Raw genomic sequence first — 15,531 nt, forward strand, 5'->3', positions numbered from 1 at the left:
GCTTCGCCATGGCGTCTTCCGACAACACCGCCTGCCCTTGCGGCCAGCTCAACGCGCGCCAGAAGCCCCTGGCTTACGCCGACTGCTGTGGCCGTTATGTGGAGCACTTCGACACCACGCCCGCGCCCGATGCGCCAAGCCTCATGCGCTCGCGCTACAGTGCCTTCGTGCTGGAGCGCGCCGACTACCTGCAGGCCACCTGGCATGCACGCACCCGGCCCGCGCAGCTCGACTTCGACCCCTGCGCCCGCTGGCTGGGCCTGGCGGTGCGCAGCCAGCGCAGCACGGGCGAGGACACGGCCGAAGTCGAGTTCGTTGCACGCTATCGCGTGGGCGGCCGCGCCGTGCGCTTGCACGAGACCAGCCGCTTCGTGCGCGAGGGCGGGCGCTGGTTCTATGTCGATGGCGACCAGCAGTGACCGCCATCCTTCTCTTTTTGTGAGCCTTGACCCATGACCTTTGAAGCCATCCTGTTCGACTGCGACGGCGTGCTCGTCGACAGCGAGCACATCACCAACGGTGTGCTGCGCACCATGCTCAACGAAGCGGGCTGGGCCATCACGCACGAAGAGTGCATGGACTATTTCATCGGCCGTACGGTGCGCAGCGCCACGGCCCGTATCGAGGCCGAGACCGGCAAGCCTCTGACCGACGAGTGGATGGCGAGCTTCTACGCCCGGCGCAATGCCGAGCTGGACCTGCACCTGGTGGCCATCGAACACATCCACCCCGCCATCGAGCGCGTGCATGCCCACCACGGCGGGCGCATCGCCTGCGCCTCGGGGGCCGACCGCTTCAAGGTGGAGATGCAGCTGGTCAAGGTGGGGCTCATGCCGTACTTTCAGGGCCGCATCTTCAGCGGCCACGAGGTGCCCCACACCAAGCCCGCGCCCGACGTGTACCTGGCCGCCGCTGCCGCGCTGCAGGCCGACCCCACGCGCTGCGCGGTGGTCGAGGACACCACCATTGGGGTGACGGCCGGCGTGGCCGCGGGCGCCACGGTATTCGCCTACTCGCCTCTGGGCATGGGCGATGAGGCTCTGCGTGCGGCGGGGGCGTCACAGGTATTCCGCAGCATGACCGAGCTGCCGGCCCTGCTGGGCTGCTGAGCCACCCGAGGGGGCAAGCGGGCACGCAAGCGCGCAGCCTTCTCTTAAACTCCCCCGCAGAGCGCGCATTCCTGCCGCGCCGGGAGGGGGAGCCTGTGGCAACACTGCAATCGATGGTGCGTGGGGTGGGGGCGGCATTGGTGGTTGTGCTGGCCGGGTGTTCGTCCGTGCGGCCCTGGATCAACGAGTCCATGCCCCTGGCGGAGCAGTCGGTCACGCAGCGGCCGTCCCAGCGCGATCCGAGCATCCTGGTGGCGGTCACGCTTTCGGGCGGCGGCGCGCGCGCGGCGGCCTTCGGTTTTGGCGTGCTCACCGAGATGCAGAACACGGTGTTCGAATGGAACGGCCAGCGCACCACGCTGCTCGATGCCACCGATGTGGTCAGCGGTGTCTCGGGCGGCAGCATCGTGGCGGCCTACTACGCGGCGCATGGCATCGAGGGGCTGCCGCGCTTCGAGCACGAGTTCCTGCGCCAGAACTTCCAGAACAGCCTGATCACCCAGGCCCTGCGCCCGGGCAATCTGATCGACCTGACTTCGCCCTGGCTCGGCCGCACGCACCTGCTGGCGCGCCGGCTCGATGAGCTCTATGCCGGCAAGACCTTCGGCGACGTGGAAAAGCGCCCGCGCCACCCGCAGCTGTTCATCACGGCCACCGACATGTCGCTGGGCACGGGCTTCGAGTTCACCTGGGACCAGTTCGCGCTGATCTGCTCGGACCTGCGCACGGTGCCGCTGTCCTTCGCGGTGGCGGCCTCCTCGGCCGTGCCGCTGCTGCTCAGCCCCATGACCCTCAAGAACCATGCGGACCAGTGCACCGACCGGCCGGTGGGCACGGCCCTGGCACGGGCCACGGCCGGCGATTACCGCACCCGGCTGTACCGGGCCCACGAGCAGAGCTACCTGGACGCCCGGCGCAAGCCCTTCATCCACCTCGTGGACGGGGGCCTGTCGGACAACCTCGGCGTGCAGCGCCTGCTCGACCGCGCCCTGGCGGGCGGCGGCCTGCGCGAAAGCTTCAGCGAGGTGGGCATTCCGCCGGGGAGCATCCGCAAGCTGGTGCTGATCACGGTGAACGCCGAGCGCGACCCCTCGTTCAACATAGACACCAGCGACAAGGTGCCCGACATGTTCCAGGTGGTCGATGCGCTGCTGTTCGGCACCGGCGCGCGCGCCACGCGCGAGACGCAGGAGTTCCTGCGCGACATCACCGAGCAGTGGCGCAAGACCCTGGCCACCCACCCGCATGCCGGCGGTGACGTGTTCGCACCGAACGCCGAGATCCATGTGGTGCCGGTCAACCTGCGCGATTCGCCCGACGACGTGGCGCGCCCGCGCCTCCTGCAGATCCCCACGGCGTTCTCCATCGAGCAGCACGAGGTCACGGACCTGATCGAGGCCGGCGGCAGCGTGCTGCGGCACTCGCCCGAGTTCCGGGCGCTGGTGAAGTCGCTGCCTCTGTACCGCGCGCCCCAGGCACCGCCGCAGTAGCCGTTGCGCGGCAGAGCAATCATGCCGGTTGGTCCGGCTCCATCATCGCGCGCACCAGCCCCGTGAAGGCCAGGGCCGCCGGCGACAGGGTGCGGTGCGTGAGCCACACGATGCTGTAGTGCGTCTGCATCGGCGCCTGCCTGCGGATCGGCAGGCGCGCCAGCGACTCGGCGCCATGGTGGAAGGCCGCATGCTCCGGGGCGAGGATCACCGCGTTCGCGGTCAGGGCCAGGTGCTGCAGCGTGCCCAGGTCGTCACAGACGACGCTGAAGAAGGAGCGGTCCTTGCGCTGCACTTGGGCGTCGAAGTGCGCCGCCACCCCGCTGGGCAGGTTCGGGCCGGCGACGGGGTAGTCCATGGCCTGGTCCAGCGCCACGGGCTGCAAGGCCAGCAGCGGATGCCCCGCGCGCACGAAGAACGACACCGGGATGTTGGGCAGGCGCTTGAGTTGCAATCCCGGCTGCTGCTGCAGGTCGCGCGTGTCGGCGATGAACAGGTCCAGCTGGCGGCGGTGCAGGCGCTCGGCAAGCGCATTCGGATCGGCGACCTCGATGCGTATCGACAGCTGCGGATGGCGCTGGGCCATATGTGCCAGCACGGGGCGACCCAGCATCCCGGCGGCAAACGGCCCCAGGCCCACGCTCAGCTGGCCCACCACCAGGCCCTGCAGCAACTGCAGGTCGCGCGGGATCTGGTCGGCATCGGCCACCAGCGCCTTGGCGCGCGCCAGCACCAGTTCGCCCGCCGTGGTGAAACGCACCTGGCCATAGGCCCGGTCCACCAGCCTGGCCTGCAGGGCTTCCTCCAGGTTGTCGATGCTGCGCGAGAGCGCCGGCTGGGACAGGTGCACCGCCTCGGCCGCGCGCCCGAAGCTGCCTTGTTCGGCCAGGGCGATCAGGTGGCGGAGCTGGCGCAGCTGCATTTTGCGGTTTATTTAAAAAGAGACACCATATTTTGCATTGGATATTCATTTGAAGCCTGTCGAGAATGGCCTGCATGCCTGCAAAACAAGGAGACAAGCCATGACGATCCCTTCCTTCCCGCGCCGCTGGGCCTTGGCAGGCCTGCTGGCCGCATGCGCCGCGGTGGCCGCGCCCGCCGCCCTGGCCCAAGCCCCGGCAGCGGACTTTCCCCACAAGCCCGTGACCCTGGTCGTGCCCTACCCGGCGGGCGGCGGCACCGACGTGGTCGCCCGCTCCCTTGCGGAGCAGATGGCGCGCCTGCTGGGCCAGCCGGTGATCGTCGACAACAAGCCCGGCGCCAGCGGCATCCTGGGCACCAGCACGGTGGCCAAGGCCGCACCCGATGGCCACACCGTGCTGGTGGGCCTGACCCAGTCGCTGCTGACCAACCCCTTTCTCTATGCAAGGCTGCCCTACGATCCGCGCAAGGACCTGGGCCTGGTCTCGCTGGTGGCCACGTCGCCGCTGCTGCTGCTCGTGCCCGCCAGCTCGCCGGCCCAGAGCGTGGCCGACCTGCAGCGTGCCCTGCGTGCCAAGGGCGATGGCGGCAACTGCGGCTCGTGGGGCGCGGGCTCGTACCCGCACCTGGCCTGTGCGCACATGGCATCGAGCTGGAAGGCGCCCATCGCCCACATCGCCTACAAGGGCGAGGCGCCCATGCTGCAGGACCTGGTGGGTGGGCAACTGAGCTTCACCATCGGCAGTGCCATCTCTGCCAAGCCCTACATGGATGCGGGCAAGCTGCGCGCGCTCGCCGTCACGGGCGGCCAGCGCCTGCCCCTGCTGCCCGCGGTGCCCACCTTCGCGGAGGCCGGCTTTGCCGATCCCGAGTACCGGGTGCTGGGCTGGCTCGGCCTGGCCGTGCCGCAGGCGACACCGCCCGCGGTGGTGGCACGCCTGCAGCAGGCCGCGCAGCAGGCCGTGGCCACGCCCGAGGTGGGCAAGCGCTTTGCCCAGCTGGGCATGCTGGCCGTGGGCAGCACGGCCGAGCAGTTCCGCCAGGGCTATGCGGCCGACCTGCCGGTCTGGGAGCGCCTGGTGCGCACCTCGGGCGCGCAACTGGATTGATCAAGGCAATCACATGGCCACCCACAAGACCACCCACAACCCTGCGCCCTTTGGGCAAGACCCCGTGACACGGGGCTTCATCGCCACCTGGCCCCACGCCGAGGTGCGCGACGCCACGGGCCGCATCGTCTGGACCCTGGCGGGCTACGAGTTCCTGGACGAGGCCGAGCCGGCGCCCACGGTCCACCCGGGCCTGTGGGCGCATGCGCGGCGCAACCTGGCGCACGGCCTGTTCCAGGTCACCGAGCGCATCTACCAGGTGCGCGGGTTCGACCTGGCCAACATGACGCTGATCGAAGGCGACGCGGGCGTGGTCATCATCGACCCGCTGACCTGTGCCGAGACGGCCGAGGCCGCGCTGCGGCTCTACCGCGCGCACCGTGGCGAGCGGCCCGTGACCGCGGTGGTCTACAGCCACAGCCACGTGGACCATTTCGGTGGCGTGCGCGGCGTGATCGACGAGCAGGACGCGATCCGCCGGCGCGTGCCCATCATCGCGCCCGCGGGCTTCGTCTGGCACACCGTGGCCGAGAACATGGTGGCCGGCAACGCCATGTCGCGGCGCTCGCAGTTCCAGTTCGGCCACACCCTGGCGCGCGGCGTCTGCGCCCAGGTCGACTGCGGCCTGGGCAAGAGCCTGCCGCACGGCACGGTGACGCTGATACCGCCGACGCTGACCATCGAGAAGGACCGCGAGCGCCACGTGATCGACGGCGTTGAGATCGTTTTCGCCCTGGCCCCCGAGAGCGAGGCGCCCTCGGAGATGTTCTTCTTCTTTCCCGGGCTGCGGGCGCTCAACCTGGCCGAGATAGGCCAGCACAGCATGCACAACCTGTGTCCCTTGCGCGGCGCCCAGGTGCGCGATGCGCGCCTGTGGTCGCGCTACCTGGACGAGGCGCTGCACGAATTCGCTCCGCATGCCGACGTGGTCTTCGCCCAGCACAACTGGCCCACCTGGGGCCAGGCGGAGCTGAGCCGCTTCATCGCCCAGCAGCGCGACCTGTACAAGTACACCCACGACCAGACAGTGCGCCTCATGAACCAAGGCCAGACCGCCGTGGAGATCGCCGAGGTGCTGCGCCTGCCGGCCGAGCTGGCGGGCGTCACGCATGCCCAGGGCTACTACGGCACGCTGGTGCACAACGTCAAGGCCGTGGTGCAGCACTACCTGGGCTGGTACGACGGCAACCCGGCGCGCCTGCATGCGCTGCCGCCGGTCGACGCCGGCACGCGCTATGTCGACTACATGGGAGGAGCCCAGGCGCTGCTGGCACGGGCGCAGGCCGACTTCGAGCGCGGCGAGCACCGCTGGGTGGCCGAGGTCACGGCCCACCTGGTGTTTGCCGAGCCGACCCACCAGGCCGCCCGCGCGCTGTGTGCCGCAGCGCTCGAGCAGCTCGGGTTTGCCAGCGAGTCCGCCACCTGGCGCAATGCCTACCTGCTGGCGGCACGCGAACTGCGCAATGGCGTGCGCGCCGGCCCCCGGCGCAGCCTGGGCTATGACCTGCTCAAGGCCGTTCCGATGGAGATGTTCCTCGACTGCCTGGCCGTGCGCCTGGTGGCCGAACGCGCCAGCGGCCAGGTGCTGCACCTGGGCTGGCGGGTCACCGACACCGGCGAGCACTGGTCGCTGAGCCTGGGCAACGCGGCACTGACCTACCGGCGCATGGAGGGGGACATTGCCGTGGATGCCTGCATCGCGGTCAGCCACGAAGAACTGGCGCGGCTGCTGGCCCAGGGGGAGGGCGTGGCCGCAGCCTTGGCCAGCGGGATCGCAGAGGGCCGTGTCGGCGTGGCTGGAGATCTGTCACGGGTCCAGGCCCTGCTGGCGATGCTCGAGGAGTTCGAACCCATGTTCAATGTGGTCGAACCCTGACACGGATCTGCCTTCAACCGTCTGACGCCGTTGGGTCGCCTTGCCGTGCCAAAGCACTGTCTGCGGCTCCCCGCCTGGTCATACGATCGAATGCAAGTCCGTAGCAGAACCTGCGGGATCAGGGCCGGGTGTCGGGCGCGGGTGTGGTCGGCACGTCCTGCTCCTCGGCGGCCTCGATCTGAGCGGCCATGGCGCGCTGATAGCCGGGGCGCTGCTGCAGGCGGTGCCAGTACAGCAGCGTGCGCTCGCCGAACTCGGGCGACAGGCCCAGGTGCTCGGCCAGCAGCAGCGCATAACCCACCGAGACATCGGCGGCGGTGAAGCGGCCCGCGCACAGGTGCTCGCCATGGGCCAGGGCGGCTTCCACCGCGCGCAGGCGGGCCAGGAACCAGCGGCGGTAGTCTTCCACCACCTGGGGCTGCTGGCGTTCCCGGGGCTCGAAGCGGCTGTAGCGCAGCACCAGGGTCTGGGGGAAGGTCAGCGTGGCCTCGCCCATGTGCAGCCAGTTGAGGTAGGCGCCATAGGCCGGGTCCACGGCGCGCACGTCCAGCCCGGCATCGGGGTGGGCCGCGGCCAGGTACTGGCAGATGGCGGCCGATTCGGTCATGCGCACGGCGCCCTGCACCAGCAGGGGCACGGTGCCCAGCGGATTCAATTCCAGGAAGCTGCGCGCCTTCAGCCGGGGCGGAAAGGGCAGCATGTGCAGCGAGTACGGCAGCTGCAGCTCTTCGAGCATCCACAGGGGACGGAACGAGCGCGCGCTGACGCAGTGGTACAGGTGGATCATCGGCATCGTGGGCCAGTGTAGTGCGCGGGCACGGCAGCGGGGTTCCCCACGCTGCCAGTGCGGTTGCAGATCACGCCGCCGTGCGGGCCAGGCGCCGGTACTCGGCGGGCGAATGCCCGGTCCAGCCCTTGAAGGCGCGGATGAAGCTCTTCTCGTTGACGAAGCCCGCCGCCTCGGCCACCTGCTTGATGGGGCGGTCGCTGCGGTGCAGCAGCTCCATGGCACGGGCCTGGCGCACCTCGTCCTTGAGGCCTTGCAGGGTGGCCCCTTCCTCCTTGAGCTGGCGGTGCAGCGTGCGCGGCGACACATGCAGCAGGTGCGCCAGCGACTCGGCGCTGTGCGATGCCAGTGCCTGGCCCGGGTGGCCCTGCACGGGCGCGCCCAGCAGCTGGCGCACGCGCGCCACCAGCAGCCGGTCGCGCCGGTACTGCAGCACGGTGAGCGGCAGCGCATGCTGCAGCATCTGGCGCAGCGCGGCTTCATCGCGCCGCAGGGGCAGGCTGAGGTAGCGCGCGTCGAAGTGGATGGCCGTCCGTGGGGCGTTGAAGCGCACCGATCCCCCGGGGAACAGCACCGCATAGGCCTCGGCATGCGGTGGCGCGGCAAAGGCGAACTCGGCCGCCAGCAGCGGCACGCGCGAATCCACCATCCAGCAGCCCAGGCCCAGGGCATTGCGCAGCACCGAGACCAGGCAGAACTCGCGCAGGGAGCCCAGGTCGCGGTTCTCCACGATGGCCAGCGTGGCCGTGCTGTCGGCCTGCGCCAGGCGCAGCGTGATGTCGTCGGCCAGCAGGCCATGGTGGCGGCACCAGCGCTGGAGCGCCACGCCCAGGTCGGGCGAGCTGATGGAGGCGCGCGCCAGCATGCCGTAGCTGCCCCAGGGCAGGCGCCGGCCGAACCAGCCCAGGGCCTCGTCGTCGAGCTCGCGCATGGCCGCGCCCGAGATCTCCTCCATCTGCCAGGCGGTGATGCGGGCGCCTTCGTCGAACAGCAGTCCGGGCGCAATCTGTGCCTGGGCCAGTGCCCAGGCGGGGCTCATGCCGCGGCGCCTGTAAGCGAGTGCAATCGCCTGCACGAAGGCGATGGGGGTGGCGGCGGGCGCGGTCTTGGGGGCGGGCAGGCCCTCAGGGGCCGCAAGGGCGGGGGATTTCACGGGTGCCAGTGTGCCCGAGGTGTGGCACGATTTGCAACCTTTGTGTCAAGCAGGGGCCGTGGCAGGCTCCTATGCTTGCACATCGCCCCGCCATTCACTCGCTGTGCGGGAGTGCGACACGCAAGGAGACAAGAACATGGGTGCAGCCCTGCCTTCCCCCGCCCCGCTGACTACCAGCCTGGCCCTTGGCGCGACCGACGTGCCCTTGATCGAGCAGACGCTGGGCGACTTCTTCGATGCCATGGTGGCGCGCCAGCCCGAGCGCGAGGCGCTGGTCAGCGTGCACCAGCAGCGGCGCTACACCTACCGCAGCCTGCAGGCCGAGGCCCGGCGCCTGGCCAGCGCCCTGCTGGGCCTGGGCCTGGTGCCCGGCGACCGCGTGGGCATCTGGTCGCACAACAATGCCGAATGGGTGCTGATGCAGCTGGCCACCGCGCAGGTGGGCCTGGTGCTGGTCAACATCAACCCGGCCTACCGCACCTCCGAGGTGGAGTACGCGCTCAACAAGGTGGGTTGCCGGCTGCTGGTGAGCATGGCGCGTTTCAAGACCAGCGACTATCTGGGCATGCTGCGCGAACTGGCGCCCGAGTGGCAGCGCCAGGAGCCGGGCCGCCTGGGCGCGGTGAAGCTGCCGCACCTCAACACCGTGGTGTGGATCGACGAGGCCGGGCAGGGCGCCGACGAGCCGGGCCTGCTGCGCTTTTCGGACCTGCTGGCGCGCGGCGACGCGGCCGATGCGCGCGTGGCCGAGGTGGCTGCGGGGCTCAAGGCCACCGACCCCATCAACATCCAGTTCACGAGCGGCACCACGGGTTTTCCCAAGGGCGCCACGCTCACGCACCGCAACATCCTGAACAACGGCTTCTTCATCGGCGAGTGCATGCGCCTCACGCCGGAAGACCGGCTGTGCATCCCTGTGCCGCTGTACCACTGCTTCGGCATGGTGCTGGGCAACCTGGCCTGCTTCACGCATGGCGCGACCATCGTCTACCCCAATGACGGCTTCGACCCGCTCACGGTGCTGCAGGCGGTGCAGGACGAGCGCTGCACCGGCCTGCACGGCGTGCCCACCATGTTCATCGCCGAGCTGGACCACCCGCGCTTTGCCGAGTTCGACCTGTCCACCCTGCGCACCGGCATCATGGCCGGCTCGCCCTGTCCGACCGAGGTGATGAAGCGCGTGGTCGAGCAGATGCACCTGTCCGAGATCACCATCGCCTACGGCATGACCGAGACCAGCCCCGTGAGCTGCCAGAGCAGCACCGAGACTCCACTGGCCAAGCGCGTCTCCACCGTGGGCCAGGTGCAGCCGCACCTGGAAGTGAAGATCGTGAATCCCGACACCGGCGCGACCGTGCCCGTGGGCGAGCGCGGCGAGTTCTGCACGCGCGGCTATTCGGTGATGCACGGCTACTGGGGCGACGAGGCCAAGACCCGCGAGGCCATCGACGCCGACGGCTGGATGCACACCGGCGACCTGGCCACCATGGACGCCGAGGGCTACGTGAACATCGTGGGCCGCATCAAGGACATGGTGATCCGCGGCGGCGAGAACATCTACCCGCGCGAGATCGAGGAGTTCCTCTACCGCCACCCGCAGGTGCAGGACGTGCAGGTGGTGGGCGTGCCCGATGCCAGGTACGGCGAGGAGCTGTGCGCCTGGATCGTGGTCAAGCCCGGCCAGGAGCTGACCGAGGAGGCCGTGCGCGCCTTCTGCAAGGGCCAGATCGCCCACTACAAGGTGCCGCGCTACATCCGCTTCGTCGCGGGCTTCCCGATGACGGTGACCGGCAAGATCCAGAAGTTCAGGATCCGCGACGAGATGAAGGACCAGCTGGGCCTGGCCGAAGAAAAGACTGCTTGAAAGAGATTCGCTGCATGACCATCCTAGACACCCAATTGAACGCCCGCTCGGCCGATTTCCTGGCCAACGCGGCCGCCATGCGCACCCTGGTCGACGACCTGCGCAGCCACCTTGACAAAGTGGCCCAGGGCGGCGGCGAGGCCGCGCGTGCCAAGCACACGGCACGCGGCAAGCTGCTGCCGCGCGAGCGCGTGCAGATGCTGCTGGACCCGGGCACGCCCTTCCTGGAGCTGGCGCCGCTGGCCGCGCTCAACATGTACAACAACGATGCGCCCAGCGCCGGCCTGATCGCAGGCATCGGCCGCGTGAGCGGCGTGGACTGCATGGTCGTGTGCAACGACGCCACGGTGAAGGGCGGCACCTACTACCCGCTCACGGTGAAGAAGCACCTGCGCGCGCAGGAAGTGGCGCAGCAGAACCACCTGACCTGCATCTACCTGGTGGATTCGGGCGGCGCCAACCTGCCCAACCAGGACGAGGTCTTCCCCGACCGCGACCACTTCGGCCGCATCTTCTTCAACCAGGCCAACATGAGCGCCCAGGGCATCTCGCAGATCGCCGTGGTCATGGGCAGTTGCACAGCGGGCGGTGCCTACGTGCCGGCGATGAGTGACGAGTCCATCATCGTCAAGAACCAGGGCACCATCTTCCTGGGCGGCCCGCCGCTGGTGAAGGCTGCCACGGGCGAGGTCGTCACGGCCGAGGACCTGGGCGGCGGCGACGTGCACACGCGCCTGTCGGGCGTGGCCGACCACCTGGCACAGAACGACCTGCATGCGCTGCAACTGGCGCGCAATGCGGTGCGCAACCTCAACAAGGCCAAGGCCGCATCGCCGGCCGACAGCGCGCCGCTGCCGCCGAAGTTTGCCGGTGAAGAGCTCTATGGCGTGATCCCCGTGGACACGCGCAAGCCCTTCGACGTGCGCGAGATCATCGCCCGCATCGTCGACGGCAGCGAGTTCGACGAGTTCAAGGCGCGCTACGGCACCACGCTGGTCACGGGCTTCGCGCGCATCGAGGGCATGGCCGTGGGCATCATCGCCAACAACGGCATCCTGTTCAGCGAGTCGGCGCTCAAGGGCGCGCACTTCATCGAGCTGTGCTGCCAGCGCAAGATCCCGCTGGTGTTCCTGCAGAACATCACCGGCTTCATGGTCGGCCGCAAGTACGAGAACGAGGGCATCGCGCGCAACGGCGCCAAGATGGTCACGGCCGTGGCCACGGCCGCCGTGCCCAAGTTCACCATCATCATCGGCGGCAGCTTCGGCGCCGGCAACTACGGCATGTGCGGCCGTGCCTACAGCCCGCGCTTTTTGTGGATGTGGCCCAACGCGCGCATCAGCGTCATGGGCGGCGAGCAGGCGGCCGGCGTACTGGCCACCGTCAAGCGCGATGGCATCGAGGGCAAGGGCGGCCAGTGGAGCGCCGACGAGGAAGAAGCCTTCAAGGCCCCCATCCGCCGCCAGTACGAAGACCAGGGCCACCCTTACTACGCCACCGCGCGGCTGTGGGACGACGGCGTGATCGACCCGGCCGACACGCGCCGCGTGCTGGCGCTGGGCCTGGCGGCCACGCGCAATGCGCCCATCGAAGACACCAAGTTCGGCCTCTTTCGCATGTAAGGACTGGTCACCATGGGAACGAACCTCACTGTTATCTACCAAGGCGCGGTGGCGCGCATCACGCTCACGCAGCCCGAGATCCGCAACGCCTTCAGCGACGAAGTCATCGCCGAGATCACGGCCGCCTTCACCGAGGTGGGCGCGCGCGCCGACGTGCGCGCCGTGGTGCTGGCGGCCGAGGGCCCGGCCTTCTGTGCCGGCGCCAACCTCAACTGGATGCGCCGCATGGCCGACTACACGCGCGACGAGAACGTGGCCGATGCCGGCAAGCTCGCCGAGATGCTGCGCGTGATCTACGAGTGCCCCCAACCCACCATCGCGCGCGTGCAGGGCGACGTGTATGCGGGTGGTGTGGGCCTGGTGGCAGCCTGCGACATGGCGGTGGCGGTGGACACGGCGGGCTTCTGCCTGAGCGAGGTGAAGCTGGGCCTGATCCCCGCGACCATCAGCCCCTATGTGATCCGCGCCATGGGTGCGCGCGCGGCGCACCGCTACTTCCTTACGGCCGAGCGTTTCAGCGCAGCCGAGGCACTGCGCATCGGCTTCGTGCACGAGGTGGTGGCAGCCGACCCGGACTTCGTGGCGCTCGACGCCAAGCTGGCCGAGCTGCTCAAGGCGCTGACCAGTGCCAGCCCGGCGGCCGTGCGTGCCTGCAAGCGGCTGGTGATCGACGTGGCCGAGCGCGAGATCAATGCCGGCCTGATCGACGCCACGGTGCAGGGCATCGCCGACATCCGCGCCAGCGAGGAAGGCCGCGAAGGCGTGCAGTCCTTCCTGCAAAAGCGCAAGCCGGCCTGGCTGGCAGGCTGATCCGCTCACCAGGACTTTCCATGGACGCACTCTGGCTCAGCATCGTTCAGTGGCTGCACACCATCGGCCTGCACGTGGACGCGGGAACGGCCCGCGAGGTGGCCGGTGGCGTGGCGCGTGCCACCCAGCAGCTCGACATGCCCGGCCTGCTGGCCCTGGCCGCCGCGCTGGGCTGGGCCAGCGGCGTGCGGCTGTATGCCGTGGTGTTCATGGTCGGCGCCATGGGCTGGGCCGGATGGATGGCGCTGCCCCCGGGCCTCGCGGTGCTGCAAAGCCCCCTGGTGCTGGCGGTCAGCGGCTGCATGCTGGTGGTGGAGTTCTTCGCCGACAAGGTGCCCTGGTTCGACAGCCTGTGGGATGCCGTGCATGCGTTCATTCGCGTGCCGGCCGGGGCGCTGCTGGCGGCTGGCGTGTTCGGGGCCGACAGCGCCACCATGGGGCTGGTCGGCGGGCTGATGGGCGGCTCGCTCGCGGCCACCTCGCTGGCCACCAAGATGACGGCGCGCGCTGCGGCCAACACCTCGCCCGAGCCGTTCTCCAACTGGGGCCTGTCCTTCCTGGAGGACGGGCTGGTGGTGGGCGTGGTCTGGCTCGCCACGCAGTACCCCGTGACCTTCGGGGTGGTGCTGGTGGTGATGCTGGTGGTCTCAGTGCTGCTGCTGGTGGTGCTCTTCAAGTTTCTGCGCGCCGTGCTGCGGCGCTTGTCTTCTCTTTTCTCTGGCCCCGCGAAGGCGGTTTGAAGTCCTATGTTCACAAAAATCCTGATTGCCAATCGCGGTGAGATCGCGTGCCGAGTTGCTGCCACTGCCCGCCGCATGGGGGTGAAGACCGTGGCGGTGTACTCGGACGCCGATGCGGGCGCCAAGCATGTGGCCGTGTGCGACGAGGCCGTGCACATCGGCGGCAGTGCGCCCAAGGAGAGCTACCTGCAGTGGCAGCGCATCATCGGTGCGGCCAAGGCAACGGGCGCGCAGGCCGTGCACCCGGGCTACGGCTTCCTGAGCGAGAACGAGGAATTCGCCCAGGCCTGCGCCGACGCCGGCCTGGTGTTCATCGGCCCGCCGCCCTCGGCCATCCAGGCCATGGGGCTCAAGGCCGAGTCCAAGCAGCTCATGGAAAAGGCCGGCGTGCCCCTGGTGCCCGGCTACCACGGGGCCGACCAGGACCCCGCCCTGCTGCAGCGCGAGGCCGACCGCATCGGCTACCCGGTGCTCATCAAGGCCAGCGCCGGCGGCGGCGGCAAGGGCATGCGCGCGGTGGAGTCTGCGGCCGAGTTCGCCGATGCCCTGGCCTCGTGCCAGCGCGAGGCCATCAACAGCTTTGGCGACGACGCGGTGCTGATCGAAAAGTACGTGCAGCGCCCGCGCCACATCGAGATCCAGGTGTTCGGTGACACGCAAGGCAACTACGTCTACCTGTTCGAGCGCGACTGCTCGGTGCAGCGCCGCCACCAGAAGGTGCTGGAAGAGGCCCCAGCCCCGGGCATGACCGAGGCCATGCGCCAGCAGATGGGCAATGCCGCCGTGGCCGCCGCGCGTGCGGTGAACTACGTGGGCGCCGGCACGGTGGAGTTCATCGTCGAGCAGCGCGCCGACGGCAGCATGAACTTCTTCTTCATGGAAATGAACACCCGCCTGCAGGTGGAGCACCCCGTGACCGAGGCCATCACCGGCCAGGACCTGGTGGAGTGGCAGCTGCGTGTGGCGTCTGGCGAGCCGCTGCCGCTGGCACAGGACCAGCTGCGCATCACCGGCCACGCCATCGAGGCGCGCATCTGCGCCGAGAACCCCGACAACAACTTCCTGCCCGCCACGGGCGCGCTGCATGTGTACGGGCTGCCGGCCCATGTGGCCTTCGAGCGCGGCACCGTGCGCGTGGACTCGGGCGTGCGCCAGGGCGATGCCATCAGCCCGTTCTACGACTCCATGGTGGCCAAGCTCATCGTGCACGGCGACACGCGCGAGCAGGCCCTGGCCCGCCTGGACGAGGCCCTGGCCCAGACCCATATCGTGGGGCTGGCCACCAATGTGCAGTTCCTGCGCCGCGTGGCACGCACCGATTCGTTCGCCCAGGCGAAGCTCGACACCGCGCTGATCCCGCGCGAGCAGGCCGTGCTGTTCAAGCGCGAAGACGTGGGCCTGCCGCTGGCCGCAGCCAGTGCCGTCGCGCAGGCCCTGCTGCACGAGCGCGCGGCCGAGGGCGCCGATCCGTTCAGCCGCCGCGATGGCTTCCACGCGCATGGCGTGGTGCAGCGCCGGTTCGAGTTCGAGTTTGGCGGCGAGCATGTGAAAGCCTGGCTGACCTACGAGCGCGGCGGCAGCCTGCACCTGGCCGTGGGCGAGGGCGCTGCCCAGGTGGCCGGGCCCCTGGTGTTTGCCCCCGCGGGGGATGCCATCGACCTGCAGTTCGCCGGCCAGCGCACGCGCGCCGCCGTGCATGCCCAGGGCGAGCTGGACCATGTGTTCACGCCCCAAGGGGCCACGCAGATCCTGGCCATCGACCTGCTGGCCCATTCCGGTGAAGTGGCGGCCGAGGGCGGGCGCCTCACGGCCCCCATGCCCGGCAAGGTGGTGTCGTTCGCCGTCAAGGCCGGCGACAAGGTCGCCAAGGGCCAGGCCCTGGCCGTGATGGAGGCGATGAAGATGGAGCACACCATCGCCGCGCCAACCGATGGCGTGGTGCAGGAACTGCTCTATGCGCCCGGCGACCAGGTGACCGAAGGGGCCGAGTTGCTCAAGCTGGCTGCTGCCGCAGCAGCAGCGGCGTAACCGCACGCGGACGGGGGTTGCC

Annotated in this window: 13 protein-coding genes; 10 read left to right on the forward strand and 3 right to left on the reverse strand. The window is 69.5% G+C overall.

Annotated features, from left to right (window positions below; translation table 11 throughout):
• Window positions 1–8 precede the first annotated feature (8 nt).
• From AC07PA_RS11050 to AC07PA_RS11060, 3 genes are all read left to right on the forward strand, one after another.
• Window positions 9–419, forward strand: coding sequence for a YchJ family protein (locus tag AC07PA_RS11050; RefSeq protein WP_494605324.1), 411 nt, complete (start codon window positions 9–11; stop codon window positions 417–419).
• 33 nt (window positions 420–452) lie between these two features.
• Complete coding sequence (locus AC07PA_RS11055) at window positions 453–1,109, forward strand: HAD family hydrolase (RefSeq protein WP_007860670.1); 657 nt, start codon at window positions 453–455, stop codon at window positions 1,107–1,109.
• 95 nt (window positions 1,110–1,204) lie between these two features.
• Window positions 1,205–2,599 carry a patatin-like phospholipase family protein gene (locus tag AC07PA_RS11060; protein ID WP_494605327.1) on the forward strand — a complete coding sequence of 465 codons (1,395 nt, stop codon included), beginning with the start codon at window positions 1,205–1,207 and terminating at the stop codon, window positions 2,597–2,599.
• 19 nt (window positions 2,600–2,618) lie between these two features.
• Here the strand turns inward: AC07PA_RS11060 and AC07PA_RS11065 are convergent, their stop codons facing one another.
• Entirely contained in the window at window positions 2,619–3,521 is a 903-nt protein-coding gene (locus tag AC07PA_RS11065; RefSeq protein ID WP_494605329.1) for a LysR family transcriptional regulator, read from the reverse strand.
• A gap of 100 nt (window positions 3,522–3,621) precedes the next feature.
• Between AC07PA_RS11065 and AC07PA_RS11070 the strand changes: the two genes are divergently transcribed.
• Together AC07PA_RS11070 and AC07PA_RS11075 are read left to right on the forward strand one after the other, a co-directional pair.
• Window positions 3,622–4,629, forward strand: a complete 1,008-nt coding sequence (locus AC07PA_RS11070; RefSeq protein WP_007860674.1) for a Bug family tripartite tricarboxylate transporter substrate binding protein — start codon at window positions 3,622–3,624, stop codon at window positions 4,627–4,629.
• A gap of 13 nt (window positions 4,630–4,642) precedes the next feature.
• Window positions 4,643–6,505 carry an alkyl/aryl-sulfatase gene (locus AC07PA_RS11075; RefSeq protein WP_494605331.1) on the forward strand — a complete coding sequence of 621 codons (1,863 nt, stop codon included), beginning with the start codon at window positions 4,643–4,645 and terminating at the stop codon, window positions 6,503–6,505.
• Window positions 6,506–6,623: 118 nt separating this feature from the next.
• Here AC07PA_RS11075 and AC07PA_RS11080 read toward each other — a convergent pair whose 3' ends face one another.
• Window positions 6,624–7,292, reverse strand: a complete 669-nt coding sequence (locus AC07PA_RS11080; RefSeq protein WP_494605828.1) for a glutathione S-transferase family protein — start codon at window positions 7,290–7,292, stop codon at window positions 6,624–6,626.
• A 70-nt stretch (window positions 7,293–7,362) separates the two neighbouring features.
• Complete coding sequence (locus AC07PA_RS11085; RefSeq protein ID WP_494605333.1) at window positions 7,363–8,445, reverse strand: AraC family transcriptional regulator; 1,083 nt, start codon at window positions 8,443–8,445, stop codon at window positions 7,363–7,365.
• 136 nt (window positions 8,446–8,581) lie between these two features.
• Here AC07PA_RS11085 and AC07PA_RS11090 point away from each other — a divergent pair, with 136 nt between their 5' ends.
• From AC07PA_RS11090 to AC07PA_RS11110, 5 genes are read left to right on the forward strand one after another with little or no spacing between them, the layout of a single operon-like run.
• A complete protein-coding gene (locus AC07PA_RS11090) occupies window positions 8,582–10,309 on the forward strand; it encodes an AMP-binding protein (RefSeq protein WP_494605335.1) in 1,728 nt (575 codons plus the stop codon).
• A 14-nt stretch (window positions 10,310–10,323) separates the two neighbouring features.
• The gene (locus tag AC07PA_RS11095; protein WP_494605337.1) at window positions 10,324–11,931 is read left to right on the forward strand and encodes a carboxyl transferase domain-containing protein; all 1,608 of its coding nucleotides are present in this window, start codon (window positions 10,324–10,326) and stop codon (window positions 11,929–11,931) included.
• A 12-nt stretch (window positions 11,932–11,943) separates the two neighbouring features.
• The gene (locus tag AC07PA_RS11100; protein WP_494605339.1) at window positions 11,944–12,741 is read left to right on the forward strand and encodes an enoyl-CoA hydratase/isomerase family protein; all 798 of its coding nucleotides are present in this window, start codon (window positions 11,944–11,946) and stop codon (window positions 12,739–12,741) included.
• Window positions 12,742–12,761: 20 nt separating this feature from the next.
• Entirely contained in the window at window positions 12,762–13,481 is a 720-nt protein-coding gene (locus tag AC07PA_RS11105; protein ID WP_494605341.1) for a DUF4126 domain-containing protein, read from the forward strand.
• A 6-nt stretch (window positions 13,482–13,487) separates the two neighbouring features.
• A complete protein-coding gene (locus tag AC07PA_RS11110; protein ID WP_494605343.1) occupies window positions 13,488–15,509 on the forward strand; it encodes an acetyl/propionyl/methylcrotonyl-CoA carboxylase subunit alpha in 2,022 nt (673 codons plus the stop codon).
• Window positions 15,510–15,531: the final 22 nt, after the last annotated feature.

The sequence above is a fragment of the Acidovorax sp. GW821-FHT09B03 genome (assembly GCF_059418305.1).